The sequence below is a fragment of the Paraburkholderia youngii genome (genome assembly GCF_013366925.1).
GTDB classification, from domain to species: Bacteria; Pseudomonadota; Gammaproteobacteria; order Burkholderiales; family Burkholderiaceae; genus Paraburkholderia; species Paraburkholderia youngii.
On record NZ_JAALDK010000001.1, the window covers coordinates 1,052,014 to 1,078,702 of the forward strand.

Annotated in this window: 23 protein-coding genes; 17 read left to right on the top strand and 6 right to left on the bottom strand. The window is 63.6% G+C overall.

Annotation, left to right across the window (positions count from 1 at the left end):
• Positions 1–4 precede the first annotated feature (4 nt).
• Genes G5S42_RS04945 through G5S42_RS04955 form a run of 3 tightly spaced genes read left to right on the top strand, consistent with a single transcriptional unit; the run spans position 5 to position 3,362 of the window.
• The gene (locus G5S42_RS04945; RefSeq protein WP_176110353.1) at positions 5–442 is read left to right on the top strand and encodes a MarR family winged helix-turn-helix transcriptional regulator; all 438 of its coding nucleotides are present in this window, start codon (positions 5–7) and stop codon (positions 440–442) included.
• A 54-nt stretch (positions 443–496) separates the two neighbouring features.
• Positions 497–2,017, top strand: a complete 1,521-nt coding sequence (locus tag G5S42_RS04950) for an efflux transporter outer membrane subunit (protein WP_176105785.1) — start codon at positions 497–499, stop codon at positions 2,015–2,017.
• Between the two features lie 34 nt (positions 2,018–2,051).
• Complete coding sequence (locus tag G5S42_RS04955) at positions 2,052–3,362, top strand: HlyD family secretion protein (protein WP_176105786.1); 1,311 nt, start codon at positions 2,052–2,054, stop codon at positions 3,360–3,362.
• Positions 3,363–3,422: 60 nt separating this feature from the next.
• Here G5S42_RS04955 and G5S42_RS04960 read toward each other — a convergent pair whose 3' ends face one another.
• The 4 genes from G5S42_RS04960 to G5S42_RS04975 are packed head-to-tail and all read right to left on the bottom strand — an operon-like array spanning position 3,423 to position 8,124.
• Positions 3,423–4,352 carry a LysR family transcriptional regulator gene (locus tag G5S42_RS04960; protein WP_176105787.1) on the bottom strand — a complete coding sequence of 310 codons (930 nt, stop codon included), beginning with the start codon at positions 4,350–4,352 and terminating at the stop codon, positions 3,423–3,425.
• Positions 4,352–4,651 carry an ArsR/SmtB family transcription factor gene (locus tag G5S42_RS04965; RefSeq protein ID WP_176105788.1) on the bottom strand — a complete coding sequence of 100 codons (300 nt, stop codon included), beginning with the start codon at positions 4,649–4,651 and terminating at the stop codon, positions 4,352–4,354. The genes G5S42_RS04960 and G5S42_RS04965 overlap by 1 nt, the downstream gene beginning before the upstream one ends.
• Positions 4,645–5,256, bottom strand: a complete 612-nt coding sequence (locus G5S42_RS04970) for an AraC family transcriptional regulator (protein ID WP_176105789.1) — start codon at positions 5,254–5,256, stop codon at positions 4,645–4,647. Before G5S42_RS04970 ends, G5S42_RS04965 begins: the two co-directional genes overlap by 7 nt.
• 6 nt (positions 5,257–5,262) lie before the next feature.
• Positions 5,263–8,124, bottom strand: coding sequence for a 2-oxoglutarate dehydrogenase E1 component (locus G5S42_RS04975; RefSeq protein ID WP_176105790.1), 2,862 nt, complete (start codon positions 8,122–8,124; stop codon positions 5,263–5,265).
• A gap of 419 nt (positions 8,125–8,543) precedes the next feature.
• Here G5S42_RS04975 and G5S42_RS04980 point away from each other — a divergent pair, with 419 nt between their 5' ends.
• The 5 genes from G5S42_RS04980 to G5S42_RS05000 all read left to right on the top strand — a co-directional run bounded on the left by G5S42_RS04980 (position 8,544) and on the right by G5S42_RS05000 (position 14,704).
• Positions 8,544–9,515: a GlxA family transcriptional regulator gene (locus G5S42_RS04980; protein ID WP_176105791.1), complete on the top strand. Its 972-nt coding sequence runs from the start codon at positions 8,544–8,546 to the stop codon at positions 9,513–9,515.
• A 31-nt stretch (positions 9,516–9,546) separates the two neighbouring features.
• A complete protein-coding gene (gene mug, locus G5S42_RS04985) occupies positions 9,547–10,083 on the top strand; it encodes a G/U mismatch-specific DNA glycosylase (RefSeq protein WP_312883630.1) in 537 nt (178 codons plus the stop codon).
• 404 nt (positions 10,084–10,487) lie between these two features.
• Positions 10,488–12,095, top strand: a complete 1,608-nt coding sequence (locus G5S42_RS04990; RefSeq protein ID WP_176105793.1) for an MFS transporter — start codon at positions 10,488–10,490, stop codon at positions 12,093–12,095.
• Positions 12,096–12,107: 12 nt separating this feature from the next.
• Entirely contained in the window at positions 12,108–13,184 is a 1,077-nt protein-coding gene (locus G5S42_RS04995) for an HlyD family secretion protein (RefSeq protein WP_176105794.1), read from the top strand.
• Positions 13,181–14,704 carry an efflux transporter outer membrane subunit gene (locus G5S42_RS05000; RefSeq protein ID WP_176105795.1) on the top strand — a complete coding sequence of 508 codons (1,524 nt, stop codon included), beginning with the start codon at positions 13,181–13,183 and terminating at the stop codon, positions 14,702–14,704. The genes G5S42_RS04995 and G5S42_RS05000 overlap by 4 nt, the downstream gene beginning before the upstream one ends.
• 64 nt (positions 14,705–14,768) lie before the next feature.
• Here G5S42_RS05000 and G5S42_RS05005 read toward each other — a convergent pair whose 3' ends face one another.
• Positions 14,769–15,689 carry a LysR family transcriptional regulator gene (locus G5S42_RS05005; RefSeq protein ID WP_176105796.1) on the bottom strand — a complete coding sequence of 307 codons (921 nt, stop codon included), beginning with the start codon at positions 15,687–15,689 and terminating at the stop codon, positions 14,769–14,771.
• Between the two features lie 142 nt (positions 15,690–15,831).
• Between G5S42_RS05005 and G5S42_RS05010 the strand changes: the two genes are divergently transcribed.
• Genes G5S42_RS05010 through ilvB form a run of 3 tightly spaced genes read left to right on the top strand, consistent with a single transcriptional unit; the run spans position 15,832 to position 19,226 of the window.
• Positions 15,832–17,061, top strand: a complete 1,230-nt coding sequence (locus tag G5S42_RS05010; RefSeq protein WP_312883523.1) for an MFS transporter — start codon at positions 15,832–15,834, stop codon at positions 17,059–17,061.
• Between the two features lie 48 nt (positions 17,062–17,109).
• A complete protein-coding gene (locus G5S42_RS05015; RefSeq protein ID WP_176105797.1) occupies positions 17,110–17,364 on the top strand; it encodes a hypothetical protein in 255 nt (84 codons plus the stop codon).
• The gene (gene ilvB, locus G5S42_RS05020) at positions 17,361–19,226 is read left to right on the top strand and encodes a biosynthetic-type acetolactate synthase large subunit (protein ID WP_176105798.1); all 1,866 of its coding nucleotides are present in this window, start codon (positions 17,361–17,363) and stop codon (positions 19,224–19,226) included. The genes G5S42_RS05015 and ilvB overlap by 4 nt, the downstream gene beginning before the upstream one ends.
• Positions 19,227–19,326: 100 nt before the next feature.
• Here ilvB and G5S42_RS05025 read toward each other — a convergent pair whose 3' ends face one another.
• A complete protein-coding gene (locus tag G5S42_RS05025; protein WP_246391811.1) occupies positions 19,327–19,584 on the bottom strand; it encodes a RidA family protein in 258 nt (85 codons plus the stop codon).
• A gap of 805 nt (positions 19,585–20,389) precedes the next feature.
• On the opposite strand from G5S42_RS05025, the gene G5S42_RS05030 reads away from it, so the two are divergent.
• The 6 genes from G5S42_RS05030 (at position 20,390) to G5S42_RS05055 (ending at position 26,683) form a co-directional block, all read left to right on the top strand.
• Positions 20,390–21,352 carry a SphA family protein gene (locus tag G5S42_RS05030; RefSeq protein ID WP_176105799.1) on the top strand — a complete coding sequence of 321 codons (963 nt, stop codon included), beginning with the start codon at positions 20,390–20,392 and terminating at the stop codon, positions 21,350–21,352.
• Positions 21,353–21,676: 324 nt separating this feature from the next.
• Entirely contained in the window at positions 21,677–22,417 is a 741-nt protein-coding gene (locus G5S42_RS05035; protein WP_176105800.1) for an SDR family NAD(P)-dependent oxidoreductase, read from the top strand.
• 82 nt (positions 22,418–22,499) lie between these two features.
• The gene (locus G5S42_RS05040) at positions 22,500–23,372 is read left to right on the top strand and encodes an ABC transporter substrate-binding protein (RefSeq protein WP_176105801.1); all 873 of its coding nucleotides are present in this window, start codon (positions 22,500–22,502) and stop codon (positions 23,370–23,372) included.
• Between the two features lie 148 nt (positions 23,373–23,520).
• Complete coding sequence (locus G5S42_RS05045) at positions 23,521–24,102, top strand: flavin reductase (protein ID WP_176105802.1); 582 nt, start codon at positions 23,521–23,523, stop codon at positions 24,100–24,102.
• Positions 24,103–24,141: 39 nt separating this feature from the next.
• Positions 24,142–25,695, top strand: a complete 1,554-nt coding sequence (locus G5S42_RS05050) for a 4-hydroxyphenylacetate 3-hydroxylase N-terminal domain-containing protein (protein ID WP_176105803.1) — start codon at positions 24,142–24,144, stop codon at positions 25,693–25,695.
• A 100-nt stretch (positions 25,696–25,795) separates the two neighbouring features.
• Positions 25,796–26,683, top strand: a complete 888-nt coding sequence (locus G5S42_RS05055; RefSeq protein WP_176105804.1) for an FAD synthetase family protein — start codon at positions 25,796–25,798, stop codon at positions 26,681–26,683.
• The last annotated feature ends 6 nt before the right edge of the window (positions 26,684–26,689 follow it).

Here is a 26,689-nt window from a genome sequence, read left to right on the forward strand (position 1 = left end):
CGCCATGGACCACTACACGACGAAGAACTTCATGCTTACAGAGAGTATCGGCTTCAGGCTCGTCAAGGCCCGCAACGTCGTCGTCGCGGAAATGGACGCGGCGCTCAAGGACCTCGACATCAACGGGCAGCAGATGGGCATCCTGCTTTCGCTGAAGCAGGGTGTGGCAACTACGCCTTTCGAGCTGTCGAAGCTGCTCGGAATCGACACCGGCCTGATGACGCGGATGCTGGACAAGCTGGAATCGAAAGGGCTGCTGGAACGTTCGCGCGACCCGCAAGATCGCCGCGTGGTCAATCTGACGTTGACCGCGCAGGGGCAGAAAACCGCCGCGCGGATTCCGGAAGTCGCACCGCATGTGTTGAACGCGCGCTTGCGCAAATTCACGAAGGCCGAGTTTGCCGAGCTGGACCGCCTGCTTCGCAAGTTCACAGGCGATTGAGCGGCGCGGCCGTGGGCCGCGTTTTTTTCACCCATTAATCTGATTTGTCAGAAAATGAATACGCAGACTTCCAGGGCAAACACCGTCGCCCGTACGCTGAAGCTCGGTGTTTCGGTGATCTCATTCGCAGTGCTGGCAGCCTGTGCAAACTATGCGGGCATCCACAGCGACAAGCAGATCAATCAGCCACAACAGCTGGAAACGGCCCGGAGCCTGCCGCAGGAGCATGGGAACTGGCCGTCCCCGGACTGGGCCGACCAGTTCGGCGACGCTCAACTGAAGGCGTTGATCGCCGAGGCGCTGCAAGGCAGTCCGACGCTTGCCCAGGCGCGCGCCCGGGTCGAACAGGCACAAGCCTACAGCGAAACGGCGAAGGCGGGCACGCTGCCGCGCGTCGACGCTTCGTACTCGCTGACGCGCCAGCAGTTCAGCAGCAGCGCGCTGATCCCGCCGCCCTATGCCGGCTCGTGGCAGACGGAGAACAAGGGGCTGCTCAGCGCTTCCTACGATCTCGATCTGTGGGGCAAGAACCGCGAAGCGCTGCGCGCGGCTGTGTCGGAGGCGTCCGCTGCCGAGGCCGACGAGCAGGTCGTCAGGCTCACGCTCGACACCTCGATCGCCCGCACGTACAACGAGCTGGCGCGGCTCTACGCGTTACGCGATATCGCGCAACAGGAAGTCGCGCGGCGCGAGCAGATCGACCGCATTACCTCCGGCCGCATCGCAAACGGTCTCGACACCGAAGTGGAGCGCAAGACGGCCGAGGCGAATCTGTCGACGAGCCGTGCCCGTGTCAGCGCGCTCGACGGCAGCATCCTGACCACCCGGTATCAACTGGCGGCGCTGCTTGGCAAGGGTCCCGACCGCGGACTCGCGATCACGCGGCCGACGCTCGGCGTCGGCGACGACGTGCGTCTGCCTGACAACCTGCCGGCCGATCTGCTGAGCCGGCGGCCCGACATCGTCGCGGCGCGCTGGCGCGTCGACGCGATCACGCACGAAGTGAAGGAAGCGAAGGCCGAGTTCTATCCCGACATCAACCTGAGCGCAGCGATCGGTCTGGACGCGTTCGGCTTCGGCCGCTTCCTGAGCGCCGCGAGCCGCACCGCGTCGGTGGGCCCGGCGGTCCACTTGCCGATCTTCGATGCGGGCGAGTTGCGCGCGCAGTTGAAGGGCCGCTACGCCGAGTTCGACTATGCGGTGGCGACCTACAACCAGACGCTGATCGGCGCGCTGAGCGGCGTGGCCACGCAGCTCGCGCAGATTCGCGCGAGCGACGCGCAGCTCGGCGATGCGCTGGCCGCGCAGCAGGCCGCGAGCGATGCCGATCGCCTCGCGACCACCCAATACAAGGCTGGCCTGACCAACCAGTTGACCGTGCTCAATGCCGACGTCACCGCACTGAACGCCGACGAGGCGATCGCCAATCTGAAGATGAACCGCCGCGACCAGCAGATCGAGCTCGCGTCGGCGTTGGGCGGCGGCTATGTCGATACGTCGGCGGGCACAGACCATCATGCGGACGCGGCTCGCGCATCCGCCAGTCAAGTCAATCCCACGGTTGCCGCACGTTGAACGGCACGCCGGGAAACCTATCAGGAGAACTGCAATGAGCGATTCGATCACGACCGACCGCGAACTGGCGGATCAGGAAGCCGAACACAAGAGCGGCGCGCAAGCGCCCGCCACGCCCGAAGGCGACAACAAGGCGACGCCCCCGTCGAGCCGCAAGCGCCTGATCGCGCTGCTCGGTGCCGCGGTCGTGCTCGCGGGCGCGGCCTACGGCGGTTACTACTACACCGAGGGCCGCTATCATCAGGAAACCGACGACGCGTACGTCAGCGGCAATCTCGTGCAACTGACGCCGCAGGTCACCGGCACGGTGATCGCGGTCAACACCGACGACACGCAGATCGTCAAGCAAGGCGACCCCGTCGTTACGCTCGATCCGGCCGATGCAAAGCTCGCGCTCGCCGATGCGGAAGCGCAGCTGGGCCAGACCGTGCGGCGCGTCTCCGGCCTGTATGTGAACAACGACTTCTACGCGGCGAACGTCGCGCAGCGCGAAGCCGATCTGGCCCGAGCCCGCGACGACCTGCGCCGGCGCGAGGCCGTGGCGGACACGGGCGCCGTGTCCGCCGAAGACATCGCGCACGCCCGCGATGCCGTCAGCGTCGCGCAGGCCGCGCTCGACGCCGCGCGCCAGCAGGGCGAAGCCAATCACGCGCTGACCGACCGCACCACGGTCGAACAGCATCCGGACGTGCAGGCCGCCGCCGCGAAAGTGCGCACCGCGTGGCTCGCGTATGCGCGCGATACGTTGCCAGCGCCGGTGACCGGCTACGTCGCGCAGCGCCGGGTCCAGGTCGGCCAGCGCGTCGCGCCGGGCACGCCGCTGATGGCGATCGTGCCGCTCGACGGCGTATGGGTCGACGCCAACTTTAAGGAAGTGCAGCTCAAGCACATGCGGATCGGCCAGCCGGTCACGCTCACATCGGACGTCTACGGCCGCCGCGCCCGCTATCACGGGCGTATCGAGGGCTTTTCGGCCGGCACTGGCAGCGCGTTCGCGACGCTGCCGGCGCAGAACGCCACCGGCAACTGGATCAAGATCGTGCAGCGGCTACCGGTGCGCATCGAACTCGACCCCGCCGAGCTGGCCGCGCATCCGCTGCGTATCGGCCTGTCGATGACGGTCGATGCCGACACGCGGGACGAGTCCGGTTCGCAGCTGGGCGCAGCGCAGAACACGCGCTATAGCACCGACGTTTTTGCGCGGTACGATGCAAAGGCCGACGCCGAGATCGACAGGATCATCAAGCAAAACGAAATGGTTTCCCGCGCGATAGCCGCGCAACCGCAATCACAATCCCAATCGCAAGGCTTGGCGTCGCACCAGCACAAGGCAAACGCGGGTTGAATCGATCCAGGTCCAGCCAGCCGCGACACGGCATCGAGCGGCAGGCCACCGAGGCGGGGCTCAACTACCGAGCGCCGCCTCATCTTCGGCCAGTGCCGTCGGCACGGTCTCGCGCAGAAAATCGACGAAAGTTCTGATCTTGGCGTCCAGATACTGGCGCGATGCATGGACCGTGAAGGCCGTCAGCTTCTGCAGCCGATACTGCGGCAGCACGCGAACCAGCGCACCGCTGTTGAGCAAGGGCAGGGCACTCGACATCGGCAGCGCGCCGATGCCCACCCCTTCGCGCAAGGCGACACCGAGCGCATCAGGCAAGTTCATTTCGACCGCGGCTCTTGGAAGCACGATCGTTTCGCGGCCGTTGGGTCCGTCCAGATGCCAGCGATCGCGCGGGAAGATCGACATGACGAGCTGTAGGCACGTGTGACCGCGAATGTCCTGCACCGTGCGCGGCGTGCCGCGCGCATGCAGATAAGCGGGCGCGGCGCACAGCACGCTGTGGACGTCGCCGAGCCGATGCGAAACGAGTCCGGAGTCCGGAAGATCGGTCGAACTCAATCGAAGCATCAGATCGTAGCCATCGTCGAGAAGATCGGGCGTGCCAGACGATAACGTCAGCTCGACCGACACGGCAGGATAGCGCTCACGATAGTGGACCGCTACCGGCACCAGATACGTCGTGCCAAAACCAGGCGACGCATGCACGCGCAGCCGGCCCGAGGGTTTGACTTGCGCATTGGCTGCCTCGGCGTCGGCCTCGTCGACCGAGGCGAGTATCTGTTGGCAGCGATCCAGATATCGCTCGCCCGCCTCGGTCAGCGCGAGCCGCCGGGTACTCCGGTGCAGCAGACGGGTGCGCAGATGCATCTCGAGTTGCGCGACCGCCCGCGACGCGTTGGCCGTCGGAATGTCCAGACGGGAGGCCGCTGCCGTGAAGCTTCCTTCTTCAGCGATGCGGACGAATATCCGCATCATGTTGAGCTTATCCATTACAAATGCATGCGAATCTGTTCGGTAAATGCCCGTATCACTTCTTCATTGCGCGACAGGAAAACCCACTGGCCGACTCGCCGCGGAACCAGAAGTCCCGCCTCGACCAGCAGGGCGACATGCATCGATACCGTCGACTGCGCCAGACCGCTGCGCGCCTGGATCGCGTGCACGGGTACGCCGCGGCCGTGGCCTGCGTAGTCGTCCGGAAAGGTCGCGGCGGGGGCTCTCAACCACCCGAGGATGTCGCGCCGCAGCGGATTCGCGAGAGCCTTGTGGATCAGGTTCATGTCTAACATCGATTTCTCCGTACGCACCCGGCGTTTCGTTCCGGCAGCGTCAACAACGCCGTGGCGATCGTTCCCGCGGCATGTTCGCCGAGGTCTTCCCGCACCAGCGACAGCGCGAGGTGAATTGCCGCACTCGCACCGCCCGACGAGTACAGGTTGCCATCCTTCAGGCAGCCGGGATTCGATATCACATGGACCAGCGGATATTCGGCCGCGAGGCGATCGGCGTCGCGCCAATGGGTATTCAGCCAGCGGCGATCGGCGAGACCGGCGCTGGCAAGCAGAAACGCGCCGTTCGAAATACAGGCGAGCCTATGGGCCTTTGGCCCCGCATCGCTCAGCCAGTCCACGAGTTCGCGATGCTCGCGCGCAGAACCGGGCACCGGCGAGCCGGGCACGACGACGAGATCGAATGGCGGGCGCGAATCGAACAGGCATTCCGTCGTACCCACGGCCGTTCCGTTCGAAGCAAGCACCGGCCCGGGCGACGGGCCGATCAGATGCGATTCATAGAAGACACCCCCATACAGCCGGTTTGCCTGATGAAACACATCCATCGGACCGCTGACTTCGAGCAGCTGAAATCCTGCATAGAGCATCATCGCGACACGCATACGCACTCAGCCGGTGAACGCTCGCGACACGAGCGCGGATTGCACTGCCGCATGCGCCGCGTGCGATCCCGGCGCGGTCGATGCCCAGGCATCCGGTCCCGCGTACAGCAGCGCCTTGCCGGTCGGCAGAATCTCGCGTAGCAGCGGCTCGGCGAAACTCCATGCGCCCTGGTTGCGCGCTTCCTCCTGGCACCAGACCACGGTCTTCAAGTTCGGATAGCGGGCGAGTTCGGCAGCCAGCTGTTGCGCCGGAAAGGGATAGAGCTGCTCGACCCGGATGATCGGGGTGTCGGTGATACCGACGCTGCGGCGATGATCGAGCAATTCGAAGTAGAGCTTGCCGCTCGTTACGATCACACGCTCTACACCAGCCGCGCGGGACGCGTCGATGTGGAGGTCCGGCAAAACCTCGCGGAATTCGCCGTGACTCAACTCGTCGAAGGTGCTGGTCGCTTCCGCGTGGCGCAGCAGCGACTTGGGCGTCATCACCACGAGCGGGCGCCGTGCGACGGTGCCGGCCTGCATCAGCAGCAAATGGAACAACTGCGCGGGGGTGGTCGGTTGCGTCACCCGCATATTGTTCTGCGCGCTCAATTGCAGGTAGCGCTCGAGCCGCGCCGATGCATGCTCGGGGCCCTGGCCTTCCTGCCCGTGAGGCAGGAACAGCGTCAGGCCGCTGTGTTGTCCCCACTTGGCCTCGCCCGCCGCGATGAACTGGTCGATCACCACCTGCGCGCCATTGGCGAAGTCGCCGAATTGCGCTTCCCAGATCACCAGCGCATTGCCATTCACCGTCGAATAGCCATACTCGAATGCCAGCACGGCGGCCTCGGAAAGAATTGTGTTCGTCACGCTGAACCGGCCTTGCGCTGCGCCGAGATGATCGAGCGGAACGTAGACCCCATCGGGACGATGCATGCGAGTCTGATCGTGCAGCACCGCGTGCCGGTGGTTGAAGGTCCCGCGGGCGCTGTCCTGCCCGCTGAGCCGCACACTGACCCCGGCTGTGAGCAACGAGGCGAATGCCAGGTGTTCACCCATGCCCCAGTCGAGCAGGCGTTTTCCGGAGGCCATTTCCTGCCGCCCGCTGATCATCTTCCTGACGAGCGGATGCAGCGTCAGGTCTGCGGGGACGGTCGAGATCCGCTGCGCGAGCGCGCGCAGATCGTCGGCCGATGGGACGAGGTGGCGGGCTGCGCCTCTCTGCGGGGCTGAGCGCGCGCGCTTGCCGGCTTCCTCGTGCAGCGGCGACGCATAGGAACCGACGGTTTCGTGCGCCCGCTCGAAAAGCTCGCGGCGCGCGCTGACGTAGTGTTGCGCCTCTTCGGCCGTCAGCAAGCCTTGCTGGATCAGCCGGTTTGCGTAGCGGGTCCGCACGCCTGGATGGTTCGCGATCGAGCGATACATCAGCGGCTGCGTGATGCCTGGCGTGTCCTGCTCCTGATGCCCGTATCTGCGGAAGCAAACGAGATCGATGACGACGCTGCGTTTGAAGGTGGTGCGATAGTCGAGCGCCATCCTCACCGCCATCGCGACCGCTTCTGGGTCGTCGCCATTGACGTGCAGGATCGGCGCTTCAATCATCTTCGCGACATCGGTCGTATAGAACGACGAACGCGTGTCGCGCGGATCGGAAGTCGTGAAGCCGATCTGGTTGTTGACGACGACGTGGACGGTGCCGCCCGTTCCGTGTCCGCGCGTATACGAAAGGCTCAGCGTTTCCATCACTACGCCCTGGCCGGACATCGCCGCGTCGCCGTGGATTTCCACCGGCAGCACGTCGTCGCCGTCGGCACTGCCGGCGAGCTCCGCCTTCGCGCGCGCCATGCCTTGCACGACGGGATCGACGATCTCCAGGTGCGACGGGTTGAACGCGAGCGTCACTTCAACCGGTCCGTCGTCGGTTTCGACCGAACTCGTGAAGCCCTTGTGATACTTGACATCGCCTGCCGTCAGTTTCTCGGCATTCTTGCCATCGAATTCGTCGAACAGCGCGCGTAGCGGCTTGCCGACGATATTCACGAGCACGTTCAGGCGGCCGCGGTGCGCCATGCCCATCACGAGCGCGCGCAGCTTTTTGGACGCACCATAGCGGACCAGTTCGTCGAGCAGCACGATCAACGACTCGCCGCCTTCGAGCGAGAAACGCGTTTGCCCGACATAGCGTGAATGCAGGTGTTTTTCGAGCCCTTCGGCCGCGCTCAAACGTTCGAGCAGCCGCAGTTTTTCCGCGGCTTGTAGCGTCGGTCTCGCTCGCGTGGATTCGAGCCGCATCTGCCACCAGCGCCGTTGCTGCGCGTCGGCGAGGTGCATGAACTCGGCGCCGAGTGTGCCGGTGTACGTTTGCTCGAGCGCGTCGACGATGTCTTTCAGCGTCGCGTCGTCCTCGAACAGAAAGGTGTCGGCGGTGCTGAAGGTGGTCGACATGTCGGCGGCCGACAGGCCGTAGTAGGCCGGGGTCAGTTCGGCGTAGGAGCGGGGCGGCGTCCAGGCGAGTGGGTCGAGATCGGCGACGCGCGTGCCGATCATCCGGAACGCGGCGATCAGCGATTGCACCGCGACCTGCTTTCTCGCGAGGCCCAGCGCGTCGACGGCCTTCTCATCGGTCTGGTTATCGTCGTCGTGGCCGGCCGCGACGACGGCACGCGGCGTTCGCTTTGCCAGTTCGACGAAGCTGGAGATCACCGGTGCATGCGGCTGGTCGTCGCGATCGCTGCCGTCGCTGGCGGGGGTATCGCGCAACGCATCGAACCACGCCCGCCACTCGGCCGTGACCCCATCCGGGTCAGCCAGGTAAAGCTCATATTGCTCTTCGACGTAGGGGGCGTTGCCCCCGAACAGGAAGGATCTCTGACGTTCCTTGAACATGATGAATCTGCCCTTGGTCGCTGTGCGGTCGTGAGCCGGCCGCAACACATGAAGTGACTGCTATCGCTGCGTATAGTCGCCCACGGTACAGCCAGGCATTGACGCGCGTCACAAGCGCCGTCCTGAGCGGGAGACTTCCCGGCATGCCCGGTTGATATGCCCGGGCCGCGGTCGTGTACACAGTCTAGTTAAGCGAGGCAGTGGCGGAAACATGCGGATGGTGCGTTCATCTGCCAACTAGTTGAGGTTTTGAGCCACGCACGCGGTCGAGGCGTGCGGCGTGTCGGGCATCGTGGCCGCGACAGATTTGTTACTCGCAGACACAATAGTTTTTCCAGACGCTGACGGCATGCGCGGCCGATGATGCGGTAAGCTGCGCCACGCATCGCAAACATAGTTCCCGTCATGAAGGTCACGGCATGAAAGTCGCCATTGTTGTATTCGATGGTGTGCAGGCGCTGGATGTAGCAGGCCCACTCGATGTGTTCGCCGAGGCGAATACGTTTCTGCCCGAGCATCAGCGCTACGAGGTCACACTGGTCGGGCGCGAGGCGGGCACCGTGACCTGCTCGAATGGCATGCAGCTGGCGGTTTCGTTCGGCTATGCCGACCGTGACGTTCAATGGGACCTGCTGCTGGTCGCAGGAGGACCGCAGTTACCCGATGCCCAGCCATCGAATGAATTCCTGGCGTGGTTGCAGAATCAGGCGCGCAGCGCGGGCCGCTTCGGCTCCGTGTGCAATGGCGCGTTCGTGCTCGCGCATGCCGGGTTGCTCGACGGCAAGGAGGTCACGACGCACTGGTCGGACGCGCATCGGCTGTCCAGTGAATTTCCGCAAGCCAATGTGCAGCCGGACAGAATCTTCGTTCGCGACGGACGGCTATTCACATCGGCCGGCGTGACCGCTGGCATCGATCTGTGTCTCGCGCTCGTTGCCGAGGACTGGGGGCACGAGCTCGCGGTGCGGGTCGCGAAGCGTCTGGTCGTGTATATCCAGCGCGAAGGCGGTCAGTCGCAGTACAGCCCCTACATTGGTGCGGGCAAGGACGAAGATCCGATCCTTCACAAGGTCTATCGATTTGTGAGCGAGCATATTACCGAGGCGCTGTCGATCGACGACCTCGCGAGCGCGGCCTCGGTGAGCCGCCGCACCTTGTCGCGGGTGTTCGCGAAGCACGCGAAGTTGACGCCCTCGGTGTTCGTCGAGCAGGTGCGCGTCGATACAGCAAGAAAGCTGCTCGAGAATACCGATGCTCCGCTAAAGACGGTCGCGTTCAAATGCGGCTTTCACAACGCCACGCATATGCGCACGACTTTCTCGCGGCGACTCAACGTCACCCCGAAGCAATATCGGATGCGATTCAGAGGGGAGGCGAGTGCGCAACAGTGAGTCCATCGCGGAGCTTTCAGACGTGTCGCCGATAGCGAATGACGATGCCGCGCAATCCCTGCCCGACGTCATCGGGCCCGGATTGTCGATCCTCTTTTGCGGCATCAATCCCGGATTGCTCGCGGCGTCGACTGGACATCACTTTGCAGGCAGGGGCAACCGGTTCTGGAGGGTTCTTCATCGTGCAGGTTTCACACAGGAGGAGTTTCGCCCCGAGAACGACCGTCAATTGCTGAACGGTGGATATGGTCTGACTGCTGCGGTCGCCCGCCCGACGGCTAGTGCGGACCAGTTGTCGAAGGCGGAGGTTCAAGCCGCTGCGGCGCAGTTCGAACAGAAGATCCGACACTACGCGCCGCGATTCATCGCGTTTCTCGGCAAGGTGGCGCTCGCCGAAATGTCCGGCCAGCGTGAGATCGAATGGGGCCTGCAAGCGCGCAATTTCGGCGGTGCGCGCGTATGGGTGCTGCCTAACCCAAGCGGCCTGAACCGGTCCTTCAGCCTCGATGCACTGGTGAGCGCGTATCGCGAGCTCCGTATTGCGGCGGAATTGACGCGCTTCGATTAGGCGGCCGCTTGCTGCCTCCACGGCCGCACTAAGCCATATCTCCCGCTTTGGCCCGAACACATACGGGTCAATTCCGGCCAGCCGGTAACCGCTGGTCGCGCATCGGCGTTTCGCCTGACTCTCAAGCCAGCAACTGAATGGAATGGCCCGCGACGAACCACCCGGTTTCGTCGCGACGCACGCTTTTGCGCCCGTGCCGCGCGCGGCACGCAGCCGTTCGCGACAGCGTGGCCTGGCCAGTTTTCCGTACTAGATGGCCCAAAACCCGACATGCCGAAGCTTTCGGAAATCGTCCCGATCTCTGACAATTAAGCAATCGGTGAACAGCAGCGAAGCGCGGTGAGCCGACAGCTGACTATGCCTATCGGGCAGTACAGCTAACCAAACGGGAGCGGGTGAAACCTATGACGACTGAAATGGAAGCGCCGAGTATTCCGCGATCGCCGGAGCCCGCTCCCTTGCGCGTGATGGCGGCGCCGCCCCAGACGCCCCCTGCGCAGGTGAGCTTTACGGCGCGCATCGCGCTCGGGCTCGTCGGCATGCTGTTCGCGTCGCTGCTGGCGATCCTCAACGAGCAGGTCACCGCGGCCGCGATGGCGGATATCCAGGGCGCCTTCCTGATCGGACATGATGACGCAACCTGGCTAACCGCACTATTCGAAGCGGCGAACGTCGCAACGATGGTGTTTGCGCCGTGGTTCGGCATCACGTTCACGCTCAAGCGCTTCACGATCGGCGCGGTGCTGGCGACGATGTGCTTAGGCCTGCTGTGCCCGTTGGCTCCAAATCTGCCGGCTCTGTACCTGTTGCGCATCCTGCAGGGAATCGCGGGCGGATGCCTGCCGCCGATGCTAATCATCGTGGCGCTGCGCTATCTGCCGCCCAATCTGAAGCTGTATGGCCTCGCCGGCTATGCGCTGACGGCGACCTTCGGGCCGGCCCTCGGCACGCCGCTCGCCGCATTGTGGACCGAGTTCGTCAGCTGGCGGATGGCGTTCTGGCAGATCGTTCCGCTAGGCGTGCTGTGCTGCGTAGCCATTCAGCAGGGGCTTCCCGCGGACCCGATGAAGCTCGAGCGGTTTCGCTCGTTCGACTGGGTCGGCTTCGTGACCGGATTTCCCGCGGTCGCGATGCTCGTGACCGGTCTATTGCAAGGCGATCGTCTCGACTGGTTCGACTCCGGGTTCATTCGCGTGATGTTCGGCGCGGGGTCGCTGTTGCTGGTCGCATTTCTCGTCAACGAATGGTTTCAGCCGGTGCCGTTTTTCAAGCTTCAGCTGCTTGCGCGCAGGAACTTCACGCATGGACTTTCGACCTTGGTCGGCACCGTGATCCTGCTGGTGGGCATGGCGGCGATTCCGGGCCAGTATCTCGCGAAAGTGCATGGCTACCGCCCGCTGCAGACCGCGCCGCTGTCGCTGTCTCTGGCCATCCCGCTGTTGATCACATTGCCGCTGACGGCTGCTTTGCTCAACACGCGCCGCGCCGATCACCGCTGGGTGATCGCCACGGGTCTCGCGCTGATGTTCGCGACCTGCGCGTTGGGAAGCTTTATGACGTCGGAATGGATTCGCGACAACTTCTACCTGCTGCAATCGTTGCAGATCGTCGCGCAGCCGTTGGTGATCATGTCGATCCTGATGGGCGTGACGACGGGGCTGCCGCCCACCGAGGGTCCGTTCGCTTCGGCGATGTTCAATACCGTCAAGACGTTTTCCGCGGCGCTGGCGAGCGGACTCATCGAAGCTGTGGGGACTGCGCGCGAGCACTTTCATTCGAGCATGCTGGTCGATCAACTGGGCAACCGGTTACTGATCGCGAACCAGGGCGTCGACGCGAACTACGGTCTCGGTCAGTTCGCGCACCGGATTCACGAACAGGCGGTGGTTCTGACCTCCGCCGATCTGTATCGCGTGATGGCGTGTGTTGCCGTTGCGCTTCTTCTGCTGGTTCCCGTGTTACCTGTGCGCATCTATCCGCCGTGGAGCACGACGCCGCCTTCTTCGCATTGAGGAACGATTTCCATGTCATCGACTATGCCCTCCCCACTGAAGATCTTTCGTGTTGCCGCGGTCATCGGCGTCGTCGGCCTTGCTGCATGGGCTGCTACGAGGCTCTTTGCGAGCCCGAGTACCGAGTCCACCAACGACGCCTACGTCACCGCGGACTTCACGCTCGTCGCGCCGCGCGTCCCGGGCCAGATCACCGACGTACTGGTCAACGACAACGAGGACGTGAAAGCGGGCCAATTGCTCGTGCGCATTGATGACCGCGACTTTCGCGCGGCGTTGATGAGCGCCGAGGCGGAAGTGGTCGCGGCGAAGGCGTCGGTGGCGAACTTCGACGCGGAGATTGCGCGGCAGCCGTCGCTGGTCGAGCAGGCGCGCGCGACGCTGCGTGCCGACGACGCATCGATCGGTTTTGCTCGGGCCAACGCGTCGCGTTACCAGAACCTTTCCGACGCCGGCGCTGGGACGGCACAGGAACAGCAACGCGCTTCGAGCACACTCGCGCAGCAGCTTGCGCAGCAGTCGCACGATCAGGCGGCGTTGCTGGCCACCGAGCAGAATCTGGACGTGCTGCGCACGCAGCGCGACAAGGCCGCAGGCGCACTGCAACATGCCGAGGCTGCGCTCGAGCAGGCGAAGCTGAACCTCTCGTATACGGAGATCCGCGCGCCCGTCGACGGCAAGGTCGGCCGCCGATCGGCGCGGGTCGGCGCGTTCGTGACGCCTGGCGCGCCGGTGCTGGCGATCGTGCCGCTATCGGATGCGTACGTGGTCGCCAACTTCCAGGAAAGCCAGATCACCAACATGCGGCCGGGTGAAACCGTGCGCGTGACGGTGGATAGCCTGCCCGGCGTCGTGATCCGCGGCCGGATCGATAGTCTCGCTCCCGCGACCGGCGTCAGCTTCGCGCCAATCGCGCCCGACAACGCCACCGGCAACTTCACGAAGGTCGTGCAGCGGGTACCCGTCAAGATCACGATCGATCGCGGCCAGGCGAAGGCGTCGGCATTGAGCGTGGGGCTTTCGGTCGAGGCGGAAGTCAAGGTAGGCCACGGTGACGAAGCCACGGCCGAGGGAGCGGAAAGAGAATGAACACGAGCGAATACTCCTTGCGCGGTGTCGTCGCCGCGCTTCTGACCTGTATTGCGCTGACGGCATGTACGGTGGGTCCGAACTTCGAACGCCCACAGACGGCTACGCCGCGGGTGTTCGAGCGCACGCAAGCCGCGCAGTCGCCGAGCCGCGCCGTGCAAGCCCAGTTCGGTCCAGACTGGTGGACGCTGTTCAACGATCCGGTATTGAACGATCTGGAAAAGCAGCTAGCCGACGCCAATCTGGACGTCGCAGCGGCCTCCGCGCGTTTGCTGCAAAGCCGGGCCGAGCGCCGCGTGGTCGGCGCGGCCGAGTACCCGACCCTCGACGGCGCCGCTTCGTACAACCGCGAACGCGGCAGCGAAAACGGCATCCTGTCGCTGCTCGGCGTTACCCCGACGCAGAGCCAGCCGCAATCGGCTTCCGGCAGCGCGCCGCTCGGGGTGGCGGCCATGCCGGGCTCCAATGGCTCGCCCGCCTATAACCTGTATCAGGCTGGGTTCGATGCGTCGTGGGAGATCGATCTGTGGGGGCACGTGCGCCGCAGCGTCGAAGCGGCGACCGCGATGTCAGAGGCCTCGTACGAGGACCGCAACGCCGTGCTGTTGAGCGCGCGCGCGGAGCTGGCGCGCGACTATATCGAGCTGCGCGACACGCAGGACCTGCTCCAGATCGCGAAACAGAATCTCGACATCGCCAATGATGCGCTCAAGCTCACGCGGGTTCGTGCGCATGAAGGCGTCACCACCGATCTCGACGTATCGAACGCCGCCGCGCAGGTGGAAAACATCGAAAGCCTGATTCCGACGCTGGAGTCGCGCTCCGAGACCACGATCAACGCGATCGGGCTGCTGCTCGGGCAGGAACCCGGGGCGCTGCGGCAGACGCTTGCCGCGCCTCGCGAGGTGCCGGTGTTGCCCGCACAGGTGCCGATCGGCTTTCCGTCGGAGCTCGTGCAGCGCCGGCCCGATATCCGCAAGGCGGAGGCGGACCTGCATGCGGCGACCGCGACGGTCGGCGTCGCGAAGGCCGATTTCTATCCGCGCATTACGCTGAACGGCAGCGCGGGCCTGCAGAGCCTGCAATTGTCGAATCTCGGCAGCTGGGCGTCCGGGCAGTTCGTCGTGGGACCGTCGATCACGTTGCCGATCTTCGAGGGCGGTCGTCTGAAGGGCACGCTGCAATTGCGTGAAGCGCAGCAACAGGAAGCCGCCATCGTCTACAGGCAGACGGTGCTGCGGGCGTGGCAAGAAGTCGACGATGCGCTCGTCACCTACGATGCCGAACAACGCCGCCGCGATCGGTTGGCCGCGGCCGTCAGCATGAACGAGCGCGCGCTCGTGGTCGCGCGGGCACGCTACAAGGCGGGCGCGCTCGACTATCTCGACGTGCTGAACGTACAGCGGCAATTGCTCGAAGCGCAGAGCAATCTGCAGAAGAGCAAAGCCACCGCCGCGACCAATCTGATCACGCTCTGCAAAGCGCTGGGAGGGGGATGGGAATCGACCTACGGCGGGTAACCAACGCCCCGGCGATGTCGTGGAAATCGCGTCCGGAGTGGAGACCGCCGCGACGCGGCCGCGCTCAGGCGTCGGTCGCTCTGATCGGTTGTCCTGAGATGCGCGCGTGCAGCCGTGGTGTCGCGAAGTCGAGAAAGGCGCGCAGCTTCAAAGGCAACGGCGTTTGCCCCGCATGCACGAGATGGATCGGCAACGGCGCCGACTCGAACGCATCGAGCACGACACGAAGCTCGTTCGCATGGATCGCGTCCGCCACCTGGTAGGAGAGCACACGTATCAGTCCGACGCCGAGAATCGCCGCCGCGATCGCGGCGTCCGCCGTGTTCACGGTGAGGCGAGACTGCACCGGCACGGTCAGCACCGACTGGCCGGAGCCGAAGGTCCACGCGCGCGTCGACTCGAGCACTTCGAACGTGATGCAGCGATGCGCGCCGAGATCCGGTGGTCTGGCCGGCACACCCTGCGCATCGAGGTACGCGGGACTGCCGCAGATGACCCGGCGCACCGCGCCGACGCGCCTCGCGACCAGCGTGCTGTCGGGGAGTTCGCCGATCCGGATCGCGACGTCGGCGTGCTCGTCGAGCAGATGCACGATGCGGTCCGTCAGCACGAGATCGATGTCGATTTCCGGGTAGTGCGCCAGAAAATCCGCGACCACCGGCACGACGTGCAGCCGGCCGAAAACGATCGGCGCGGTGACCACCAGTTGGCCCCTCGGTGCCGCGTATTCGCCCGTCGCGGCGCGCTCGGCTTCGCCGATCTCTTCGAGAATCCGCCGGCACGCGGCGACGTAGGAAGCGCCGGCCTCGGTCAACGATAGCTGGCGCGTGGTGCGGTGAAGCAAACGTGTTTTCAGATGCGATTCGAGTTCTCCAACCTTGCGGCTGGCCGTGGCGAGCGGCATGTCGAGCCGGCGGGCGGCAGCCGACAGACTGCCCGCATCGACGACCGCGACGAGGATGGACATCGCTTCGAGACGGTTCATGATCCTCTCGTTCGATGGAAGGATGAATCTCGATCCTGACGGATTCTCTTGATCAACGCAAGCGCGTAACGTTCATAACCGGAAGCCGGAGGGCGGCATGTCGCCGCAAAAGCCGGAGGAGTAAACAATAAGGAGCTTTGCAGTGCGCGACTCAACCCACCTCACTGATCGTTTCGCCGCGCCCGCATTCGCGTCGCGCGGAAAGATCCTCATGATGGCGATCATCGCCGGCGCGGTGATCACCAACATTTACTGCACGCAGCCGATCCTGCCGCTGATTGCGGCGGGCCTGCGCGTCGACGTGACGACGGTCGACTTGGTCGCCGCGACGGCACTGCTCGGTTTTTCGAGCGGGCTCGCATTGCTGCTGCCGCTCGGCGATCGGTTCGACCGCCGCAAGCTCGTGCTGATCCAGATCGCGCTCGCGTGCGTGTTCGGCGTCGCCGCGGCCGTCGCGCCCGGCATCTGGTCGCTCGTCGGGGCGTCGTTTGGTCTCGGCATCGTCAGCTGCGTTCCGCAGCAACTGGTGCCGTTCGCCGCCGTCATGTCGGTGCCGAGCGAGCGCGGGCGGAACGTCGGCACCGTCGTGAGCGGGATCATGATCGGCATCCTGGCCGGACGTACGGTCGCCGGCGTGATCGGCGCGGCGTATGGATGGCGCGCGGTGTACGGCGCCGAAGCGGCCTTCATGGTGCCGGTCTGGATCGCGGCCGCGGCGCTGCTGCCGCGCGGCGTGCCGTCGACAAACCTCTCCTATGGACGTCTGCTCGCCTCGCTGTGGCCGCTTGCGCGCGACAACCGTCCAATTCGCGAATCGATGCTGATCCAGGCTTTGCTGTGGGCGTGTTTCAACGCGTTCTGGGTCAATCTCGCGGCGCTTCTCGCGAGCGGACCGTGGCATCTCGGCAGCGCGTGGGCGGGCGGTTTCGGCGTAATCGGCGCGGCCGGCGCGTTCGCCGCTTCACTCGGCGGCAATGCGACCGATCGCGTCGGGTTCCGCAAGGTGATCGGCGCCAGCATCGGCATCGTCACGCTCGCGTATCTGCTGCTGTCGGGCGCGGCGAGCTCGCTGACGCTGTTGATCGTCGGCGTGATCGTGCTCGATATCGGCGTGCAGTCCGGCCTTGTATCGAATCAGACGCGCGCTTTTGCCGTCGATCCGAAAGCTCAGGGGCGCATCAATAGCCTTTATATGACGGCCACGTTTTTCGGCGGTGCGGTCGGCGCGACGCTTAGCGGCTGGCTGATGGCGCGCTATGGGTGGACCGGCATCGTCGTATTCGGCATCGCGCTCGGCGTGCTCGCCGCCGCGATTCACTGGATCGGCGCGAATCGGGGGGCGGTAGTCGATGTCCAGACAACCCCCGATTGATCGCGCGTTACCGCCTGGTTCGAACGTCGTTGACTGCAGAGGTAAATCATGAAGGTCGCGATGAAAACTGTCGTCCGTAGAGATGATGCTCCGACGATCGTGCATGCGATGAAGTCGGTCGATCCCGACGCGAAAGTCGAAGTCGACGTCGTCATCCGAAGCCGCTTCGCCGGATCGGATCGCCGCGCCGTTGGATGGCCCGGATGCGATCCATGCTGGCCCGTGGATGAACCTTTTGTCCAGGCAAGCCGCGGCGATTGTCGTCAGAATCCAGAGGACCAGTTTGACGCGAGTCAGGTATGAGCAAAAACTCGAAAACTGCCGTGCAGGAAATTCATGAAGCACCGTCTGCCGGTGAATCGATGTCGGGTGCCGACATCATCTTGCGCGTGCTCAGCGAACAGGGCGTCGATACCGTGTTCGGCTATAGCGGCGGTGCAATCCTGCCGACCTACGACGCTGTGTTCCGTTTCAACGAACTGCATGCACACGATCCGGCACGGCAGATCAACCTCGTCGTACCGGCCAACGAACAGGCTGCGGGCTTCATGGCCGCGGGCTATGCGCGCGCGAGCGGCAAGGTCGGCGTTTTCATGGTCACGTCCGGCCCCGGCGCGACCAACGCGGTGACGCCGATCGCCGACTGCAACGGCGATTCGGTGCCGGTCGTGCTGATCTGCGGACAGGTGCCGCGCGGCGCGATCGGCAGCGATGCATTCCAGGAGGCGCCGGTGTTCAACATCATGTCGGCGTGCGCGAAGCAGGTGTTTCTCGTCACCGATCCGGACAAACTCGAACAGACACTGCGCACTGCATTCGAAGTCGCGCGCACCGGACGGCCCGGCCCCGTCGTCGTCGATGTGCCGAAAGATATCCAGAACTGGACCGGTAGGTGGCAGGGGCAGGGCACGCTCGCGTTTCGCGGCTACTCCGATCGTCTTCGCAAGGTGGCCAAAGGCGCGCATCTCGACCACGGCAAGCGCGCCGAGTTTTTCGATTTGCTCGCGCAAAGCCGGCGTCCGCTGCTGTATGTCGGCGGCGGCATCATCACAGCTGGGGCGACCCGGGAGCTGCGGCAGTTTGCCGAGCGTTACCGGATTCCCGTGGTGCATTCGTTGATGGGGCTCGGCACGATATCGGTAAAACACGAACTGGGCCTTGGCATGCTCGGCATGCACGGGGCAGCCTGTGCGAACTATGCAGTGGAGGATTGCGATTTTCTGATCGCGGTTGGGGCGCGGTTCGACGACCGGGTCGCCGGCGGCCGCCCACACGCGTTTGCGCCGCGAGCGCGCCACGTCGCACACATCGATATCGACGAGGCCGAAATCAACAAGGTGAAACGCGCGCATTGGGCTCATGTCGGCGATGCGAAGAACGCGTTGCTGTCGTTGATGGACCACGATGCACAGTTCGAGGCTCCGGCGGCGTGGCTCGACCATATTGGCGAACTGAAGCGGCATTACGGCATGAACTACGAGCGCAACAGCCCGCTGATCCAGCCGCAGTTCGTCGTCGAAAAGCTCAGCGAGATCACCGGCGGCCGGGCCATCGTGACTACCGGCGTGGGGCAGCACCAGATGTGGGCTGCGCAGTTCTTCGACTTCGTCGAGCCGCGAAGCTTTCTGAGTTCGGGCAGCATGGGGACGATGGGCTTCGGGCTGCCCGCGGCGATCGGCGCGCAGATAGGGCGCCCGGATGCCCTCGTGATCGACATCGACGGCGACGGCAGCATGCGGATGAATATCGGCGACCTCGAGACCGCGACCACGTATGGCGTTCCAATCAAGGTGCTGTTGCTCAACAACGTCGGTGACGGGATGATCCGGCAGTGGCAGCGTCTCTTTTATGACGGACGCTTATGCGTGAGCGACAAGTCACTTCATCGGAAGGACTTCGTGATGGCGGCCAAGGCCGACGGGTTCGAGTTTGCGCAGCGCGTCGAGGCGATCGCCGAATTGGAAGGCAAGCTCCGAGCTTTCGTCGGATTCCCCGGGCCGGCTTTTCTCGAAGTGATGATCGACCAGAACGCCGATGTGTTTCCGATGGTCGGGCCGGGACAAAGCTATGCGGAGATGATCACCGGGCCTTTCATCCCCTCTCGCAATGAGCAGGAAGCTGGCGGCAAGCACGCGGTGCGTCAGGCGGCGTCGGATATGTTCTAAGTGAAGTGAGCCGGCTTTGGGCCGGCTCACGAGGCGCTTCGAGTCGCGACTTGCGGGGCGCGAAGCGGGAAGGGCATCAATTGCGTGTGGTGCGGGCCGCTCAGGCGCGCGGAATCTTAGCAATGGCGACAATTTCGACCGCAGCGTTGGCGGCAACCTCGCTATGCGAAAACGCCGAGCGCGCATGGGCCGCCTTGTCGGCGACCACGGCGGCGAACGCCTCCAAAACGCCGCCGACCACGGCGGGCTGATCGTAGAAGCCATCGGCTGAACTCGCGTGCATGCGCAATGGGCAAGCGAACACGACCGCTACCTGTCGTCCCTCGGATTGCCTGCAACGGCGGAGCCATTCCAGCAAACGCAGATCAGCGATGACGCTCGCGAATTCGGCCAGGCTGTGGATGGCAGCCAGCTCGCTAGGGGAAGCATCCTTAACTCGTTTCACATCGCGCTGAAGTTCAAGGCTGTCTGGATAGTGTCATCTTGCGTGCGTTCTTGCCTGCGGTTACTGGCAAGACCGGTGGCAGATTGATTACGTCCTACGCCGGTCCGCCCCATTACGCGGCGGAATAGTGTCTATGACGCCGCGTCTATAGAGCGATCATTCTGGCTAGCCTAATGTAGTCCAACAGCGACGGTTCGGAAGGCACGGTGTACGGCCAAATCCCGAGCGTTCTCCATTGCGGGTGACCGGTAGGTCTGCCCGATACCGGGAGAAGTGAAATGTCCTACGCGCAATTACCACCGCAAGCGGCGCCGCGCGGACTCGAGCGCGAGTCCGCAGCGTGCATCATTCCACGACGATATCCGCACGCCGAAGATTTGCGAAGTGACGATTCGCGAGCAGGACATTCCCGTGCAATCGAGCCCATGACGTATAACGGTTCGCGAACCTCTGCCGCAAACAAGCCCGATATCCCCAATCTGATGTTCGCACCCGATTACCCGGTCCATTCCGATCGGGACCGAAACTCATAGCGTCCCGACGAAGCGCGCTTCAGACGCTTTGCGGTGCTTGTGCTTACAGCACACGCACACGCCCGGTTCGCATCGCCGGGCTGGTGCGTGAGGCGCACGGCCTCTCACAAGCACTTCATTCGCAGTCCAACTCAGAGCAATATCTAAAGCGCCGTGCGTTGCCTGACGAGCGCGAAGGGAAAGCCATGCCCTTTTTCGAGTATCGCGGCTTGCGTCGGTGTGTCAGCGTCCCGCTCATCGCGGGCGCCGCGGTTGCATCATGCTGCCGGGTAGCAACCGTCCATGCAACCGAGGGCGGGGGGAACAACTATCCGGTCGGCGTGAACACACTGCTGCCGGGCATTCAGCCGGCCCCTGGCAATCACTTGTATGTCTACCTGCAAGACTACGAAGCGACCACGCTGGCAGGAAACAACGGCGACCCATCGAGCAGCGTATCGGATTTTTCGCTTCATGCGCAGGCATTGGCATTCCGCTTGTCGCACGTGTGGCGGGACGTGACGCTGTTCGGTGCGACGCTCGAGTCGAGGACCAACATCCCGTTCGTCAATCTCGACGTGCACTTCGACGCGCACACGCCAAAAGGTCGGGTACACAAGAGCGGGCATGCGACGGGGCGGTCCGATCTGACGCTCGGACCGCTTTTCCTCGGCTGGCATATCGGCAACCTGCATCAGGTGATTGGCCTCGAATTTTTTGTCCCGACAGGCAGCTACGACCCGGGCCGGATCGTCAATCCCGGCCGCAACTACTATTCGATGCAGCCGAATTACGCGGTCACATGGTTGCCGACGCCGAATATCGAATTCAGCGCGCGAGCGCTTTACAGCGTGAGCTCGGTCAATCACGCTACCGATTATCACTCCGGCAATGAATTCATCGTCGACTACAACGCCGGTTATCGCTTCACGCCGATGTGGCAGGTCGGCGTGAGCGGGTATTTCTACAAGCAGACGACGGACGATTTACAACACGGCGTTCCGGTCAACGGCAATGGCAACCGCGGACAGGCGTTGGGCGTGGGCCCGTCGATCGCATACGGCAATCGCAAGTTTTCCGTCGCACTCAAGTACCAGCGCGAAATGATGGTCCGCAACCGGCCAGAAGGAAACCGCGTCTGGCTGCAGATGTATATGCCGTTTCAATAGTAGATGTGCGATCGGATGCCTCGTCGATCCGCATCGCATGAGGAGAGACGAGCTTCATTCCACGACGGAATAGTGTCCATGACCCGACATGCGTAGTACTGAACATATCGACGCGGTACTGTAGATAACAGAAAGACACACGACGCGTTCACGACGCGACGAATGCAATAAGTGTCCATGATTTGCGCGTTGTTTGCCGATGCATCCATCACTGACCTGATAAGGAGTCGCTTCGCACATGAGTACAACGAATTACACCAACGCGGAGCCGCGCGCGTGCTCCAGTTGTGAATATCCAATCAATCCCAACACGGAGGTGACACCATGTCCGTCGCGCTAATCACTGGAGCAAGCCGAGGTATCGGCGCAGCCATTGCGGCCGCCTTGGGCAGGCAAGGCTACAAGGTCGTCGTCAATCATCGCAACAGCGCGGCTCAGGCCGATGACGTGGTCGCCACGATCGCTGCGGCCGGCGGTGAAGCCATCGCGATTAAAGCCGACGTCACCCGGTCTGACGACGTCGCCGCGATGGTGGAGCACGTGAACGAGCGCTGGGGCGGAGTCGACGTCCTCGTGCACAACGCGCTGACGCCGTATGACGTGACCTCGTTCGCCGACCTGAGCTGGGAGCAGCTTGGCGGAAAGCTGGATACGGAACTGCACGCCGCCTTTCTGGCAACCAAGGCCGTGGTTCCGGGCATGATGACCCGGAGGCATGGCCGGCTCATCTATCTGAGTGCGCTGCTGTCACGTCGGCCGCGCAACGGGATGATCACGCTCGGCACCGCGAAGGCGGCTCTCGACCAGTTTGTGCGCTATGTCGCGCTTGAATTGGCGCCGCACGGCATTACCGCCAATCTCGTCGCGCCGACCACCGTCGAAGGTGCGACCTCGGCAGGCCTGATTTCCGCGGAGCGCCTGAAGGCGATCGCGGCATCGATACCGATGGGCCGGCTCGCGCATCCGACGGAAGTGGCCGATACGGTCGTCTACCTCGCAAGCGAAGCGTCGGGCTTCACCACCGGGCACTACCTTCCCGTCAGCGGCGGCTTTGGAATGGAGTAAACACGGCAGGACGCCGAATCGGATCCACGACCTGGCGAAACACACTTTCAATTGCATCTGATTGTCCTGACAGGAGATTCACATGACGAAGCTCTCGATCGACCTGACTTATGTTGGTGCGGGTATTCACGAAGAACTGGTCGCGCATGTCGCTGATCAGGAGGGATATTTCGAAGATGAAGGCGTTCACGTCGCGTTGCGTGACGGCGCCGTCTGGAAAACCGAGCGCGTGCGCGCCGGCGCAACCATCGGTCTGGGCCGCGCTTTATTGTCGCGGATGACCGACGGCATCAAATGGACGGCGCTGAGCGTCAATACGCACCAACCGCTGTTCTGGTTCGTCGGCGCTAATGGCGTGCGGTCGATGGAACAGCTGCGTGGCCGCCGTCTGGCCGTGCACGGGGCGCGCACCGCGCCGGGGGTGTTCGCGCGGATCGTGTTGCGCAAGCACGGGCTGGATCCCGATCGCGACGTCGAGTGCGTCGAGCGAATCCCCGGCGACTACCAGATGGATTTGCGGCGTCTGCGCGACGGAACGATCGACGCGGCTTACGTGGGCAGCACGTTGTCGGCAGAACAGGTGGCACGCGAAGAAGGCTTTTCGGTGTTGGCGTGGGTCGGCGATCACTTCCAGATCCCCACCGTAGGGCTCGCGGTTGACCCTTCGCGCATCGCACTCGACGACCCGGCGCTGCAAGCGCTGGTACGCGCGTACAAACGATCGCTGAAAACGATCGCCGAACAGCCGAGCCTCGCGGTCGAACATATCGCGTCGATGTTGGGGCGACTCACGCGCAGCGAAGCGGAACAACACTACGAACGCTACATCCGGCCGCATTTCACCTCCGATGGCCGGGTCGATCTCGCGCTTGCGAAACAGGGGGTGGCAGCGGTCGCCGCCGAACTGGGGCTCGCCACGAAAGGGGCCGACGAGATGTACCTGGCGACGTTGTAATCGGGTAGTCAAGTCAATCGGGTCGAGTTGGAGAAGGTGCCGAAGTACTTCGCCACATACCTTCTCGTCCCGGGTTCGCGGGCGCGATGCGCTTCCGTGGCGTTTGGAAACGCAGCCCCCGCATAACATTGGATTTGGAGACCGCGTCATGCCTAACACGCAGAAAAGACGAGAGCTGGCATCCGACTCTGCCATCGCCACGCTGCAGCCGAATCTGCCGGCGACGACGGTGGCGGACGTGAGCGCGACCGACTTCAGGCAGGCGCTGTCCAGCGCGATCACGCCGGTCACGATTCTCGCCACCGATGGGCCCAACGGAAGGGCGGGTGTGACCTGCTCGGCCGTTTGCTCCGTATGCGACACGCCGCCGACCGTGCTCGCCTGTGTGAACCGCAAGAGCTTCGCCAATGGCGTAATCAAGGCGAATGGCGTACTCACGCTCAACTGGCTCGGAGCCGAACAGAGCGAACTTTCGCAGCTCTTCGCCGGCGTCGGTGCCGCCTCCATGCAGGAACGGTTTGCCGGCAGCGAGTGGGGAACCCTCGCGAGCGGTGCGCCGTATTGCAAACAGGCGCTGATGACGCTCGACTGCCATCTCGTCGATGCGATCGAGTTCGGCACGCATAGCCTGTTGTTCGCTCGCGTGATCGCGACGATTCAGTCGGACGACGGCCGGCCGCTTGCTTACTATCGGCGCGCCTATGTAACGACTCACCCCGCCACCTGTTAATCAGCGGTCTCTTCACTTCATTACGCAAAAGGAATAGTCATGATCCGAACCGGTCGCCAATACCTCGAATCCCTGAATGACGGGCGCCAAGTCTGGGTGGGAAACGAAAAGATCGACAACGTCGCCACGCATCCGAAAACGCGCGATCATGCGCAGCGCCACGCGGATTTTTACGACCTGCATCATCGTGAGGATTTGCAGGACGTCCTGACCTACGTCGACGAGAACGGCGGGCGCCGTTCGATGCAATGGTACGGACATCACAACAAGGATCAACTACGGCGCAAGCGGAAGTATCACGAAACGGTGATGCGGGAAATGGCCGGTGCGTCGTTTCCGCGTAGTCCGGACGTGAACAACTACGTGCTGCAGACTTACCTCGACGATCCAGTGCCGTGGGAGAAGCAATCGATCGGCGCGGACGGCCATATCAAGGCAAAGAACATCGTCGATTTCGTCAACTTCGCGAAAGACCACGATTTCAATTGCGCGCCGCAATTCGTCGATCCGCAAATGGACCGCTCGAATCCTGACGCACAGGCGCGCTCGCCGGCCCTTCAGATCGTCGAGAAGAACGAAAAAGGCATCGTCGTCAACGGCATCAAGGCGATCGGCACGGGCGTCGCATTCGCCGACTGGATTCATATCGGCGTGTTCTTCCGGCCTGGCATACCCGGTGAGCAGGTTATTTTCGCGGCTACGCCGGTCAATACGAAGGGGGTGACGATCGTCTGCCGGGAAGGCCTCGCGAAGGAGGACTCGATAGAACATCCGCTCGCATCGCAGGGGGATGAACTGGACGGCATGACGCTTTTCGAGAACGTATTCATTCCGTGGTCACACGTGTTTCACATCGGCAATCCCGAGCGTGCGAAGCTCTATCCGCAACGGGTTTTTGACTGGCTCCACTACCATGCACTGGTGCGTCAGATGGTGCGCGCGGAGTTGATGGCGGGTCTTGCTGTGCTGATCACCGAGCATATCGGAACCAGCAAGATTCCCGCGGTGATGACGCGGGTCGCGAAGCTGATCGGGTTCCATCAGGCGATGCTCGCGCACGTGATCGGGGCGGAAGAACTCGGGTTTCATACGCCGGGGGGGCACTACAAGCCGAATATTCTCATCTACGACTTTGGACGCGCACTGTATCTTGAGCACTTCTCGGCGATGATCTACGAGCTCGTCGACCTGTGCGGGCGCAGTGCGCTGATCTTCGCGAGCGAGAAGCAGTGGAACGATGCGACGCTCAAGCCGTGGTTCGAGCGCCTGAACAGCGGCCCGGTCGGCAAGCCGCACGACCGCCTGAAGATAGGCCGAGTGATCCGCGACCTGTTCCTGACGGACTGGGGCAGCCGTCTGTTCGTGTTCGAAAACTTCAATGGCACGCCGCTGCAAGCGATTCGCACGCTGACGATGCAGCGCGCCGAGTTCTCCGGCTCGGGCCCGTACGCGAAGCTCGCCCGGCGCGTCTGCGGAATCGAGTCCGAAATCGACGACGACAGCGACTACAAGGCGACCGCGGACTACGCGAAGGCGCTCGATTCGGCGCGGCATCAGGAGTCGCTGGCATTGAGCGGCACCATGGCCGTCTGAATAGTCAACGGCTCGGATCAACGTGTGACTCGAGCGGCGGGGCAATGCGAGTACCGTGCATGAGCACGGTACCGTTCTTTCGCAACAACGGGAGTCTTGAATGCTAGTCATCTCCGATCCACGCGAATTCAGACTATCGGGGTCGGTGGTGTCGATCGGCATGTTCGATGGGGTCCATCACGGACACCGACATGTGCTGCAGAAGTTGCGGGAACGAGGTGCGGTCTCGTCGCTTCCTACGGTGGTGGTCACGTTCGATCCTCATCCGCTCGCCACCTTGCGTCCCGCCGCCTGTCCCGCGTTCCTGTCCACGCTCGAAGGTCGGATGTCGCTGCTCGCATCCACAGGCCGCGTCGACTATTGCGTGGTGCTGCGGTTCGATCGGGCTCGCAGCGAAGAGTCCGCAGACGATTTCGTCGAGCAAACGCTGGGCGGCAGACTCGGCATGCGCTCACTCGTCGTCGGCGAGAACTTTGCGTGCGGCAGCGGGCGACGGGGCGATATCGAGTATCTGAGCGCGCTCGGCGGCCGACTCGGGTTCGAGGTCGTTCCGGTGCCGTTGCAACTCGATTCGCGCATCGCGGGTGGCGCGCATTGCTCGTCGAGCGAGACCAGACGTTTGATCCAGCGAGGCGATATGGTCGCGGCCAATGCGATGCTGGCCCGTCCGCACGAGTTGCCCGGCACCGTGCACGGCCTGCTCGCGGCGCCTTGCCATGCAATCGACTTGACCGTGCCCGGTGACATGTGTTCACCCCCCGCCGGAAACTACGCCGGCACCGTGAAAAAGCAGGGCGCGTCGCCGTGGACCAGCGCGGTCCTGCAGGTACGCGAGCAACAACCCGGCCGCGGTGGCCGCACGGTTCGCGTGCTGGCCGCGAGAACCACGAAGATCGTCATCGGTGACGCAATGACCGTTCGGTTCCTCGATCGAACCAACGTGACTGCGAGCCGCGTTGCGGTCGGCACGACAGCCGATCCAAAGTAATTGAGG

Excerpts from the sequence above, each read along its gene's own strand:
- G5S42_RS04945 (WP_176110353.1), top strand. The coding sequence starts at position 5 with ATGGACCACTACACGACGAAGAACTTCATGCTTACAGAGAGTATCGGC.
- G5S42_RS04950 (WP_176105785.1), top strand. The coding sequence starts at position 497 with ATGAATACGCAGACTTCCAGGGCAAACACCGTCGCCCGTACGCTGAAG.
- G5S42_RS04955 (WP_176105786.1), top strand. The coding sequence starts at position 2,052 with ATGAGCGATTCGATCACGACCGACCGCGAACTGGCGGATCAGGAAGCC.
- G5S42_RS04960 (WP_176105787.1), bottom strand. The coding sequence starts at position 4,352 with ATGGATAAGCTCAACATGATGCGGATATTCGTCCGCATCGCTGAAGAA.
- G5S42_RS04965 (WP_176105788.1), bottom strand. The coding sequence starts at position 4,651 with ATGTTAGACATGAACCTGATCCACAAGGCTCTCGCGAATCCGCTGCGG.
- G5S42_RS04970 (WP_176105789.1), bottom strand. The coding sequence starts at position 5,256 with ATGCGTGTCGCGATGATGCTCTATGCAGGATTTCAGCTGCTCGAAGTC.
- G5S42_RS04975 (WP_176105790.1), bottom strand. The coding sequence starts at position 8,124 with ATGTTCAAGGAACGTCAGAGATCCTTCCTGTTCGGGGGCAACGCCCCC.
- G5S42_RS04980 (WP_176105791.1), top strand. The coding sequence starts at position 8,544 with ATGAAAGTCGCCATTGTTGTATTCGATGGTGTGCAGGCGCTGGATGTA.
- G5S42_RS04990 (WP_176105793.1), top strand. The coding sequence starts at position 10,488 with ATGACGACTGAAATGGAAGCGCCGAGTATTCCGCGATCGCCGGAGCCC.
- G5S42_RS04995 (WP_176105794.1), top strand. The coding sequence starts at position 12,108 with ATGTCATCGACTATGCCCTCCCCACTGAAGATCTTTCGTGTTGCCGCG.
- G5S42_RS05000 (WP_176105795.1), top strand. The coding sequence starts at position 13,181 with ATGAACACGAGCGAATACTCCTTGCGCGGTGTCGTCGCCGCGCTTCTG.
- G5S42_RS05005 (WP_176105796.1), bottom strand. The coding sequence starts at position 15,689 with ATGAACCGTCTCGAAGCGATGTCCATCCTCGTCGCGGTCGTCGATGCG.
- G5S42_RS05015 (WP_176105797.1), top strand. The coding sequence starts at position 17,110 with ATGAAGGTCGCGATGAAAACTGTCGTCCGTAGAGATGATGCTCCGACG.
- ilvB (WP_176105798.1), top strand. The coding sequence starts at position 17,361 with ATGAGCAAAAACTCGAAAACTGCCGTGCAGGAAATTCATGAAGCACCG.
- G5S42_RS05030 (WP_176105799.1), top strand. The coding sequence starts at position 20,390 with ATGCCCTTTTTCGAGTATCGCGGCTTGCGTCGGTGTGTCAGCGTCCCG.
- G5S42_RS05035 (WP_176105800.1), top strand. The coding sequence starts at position 21,677 with ATGTCCGTCGCGCTAATCACTGGAGCAAGCCGAGGTATCGGCGCAGCC.
- G5S42_RS05040 (WP_176105801.1), top strand. The coding sequence starts at position 22,500 with ATGACGAAGCTCTCGATCGACCTGACTTATGTTGGTGCGGGTATTCAC.
- G5S42_RS05045 (WP_176105802.1), top strand. The coding sequence starts at position 23,521 with ATGCCTAACACGCAGAAAAGACGAGAGCTGGCATCCGACTCTGCCATC.
- G5S42_RS05050 (WP_176105803.1), top strand. The coding sequence starts at position 24,142 with ATGATCCGAACCGGTCGCCAATACCTCGAATCCCTGAATGACGGGCGC.
- G5S42_RS05055 (WP_176105804.1), top strand. The coding sequence starts at position 25,796 with ATGCTAGTCATCTCCGATCCACGCGAATTCAGACTATCGGGGTCGGTG.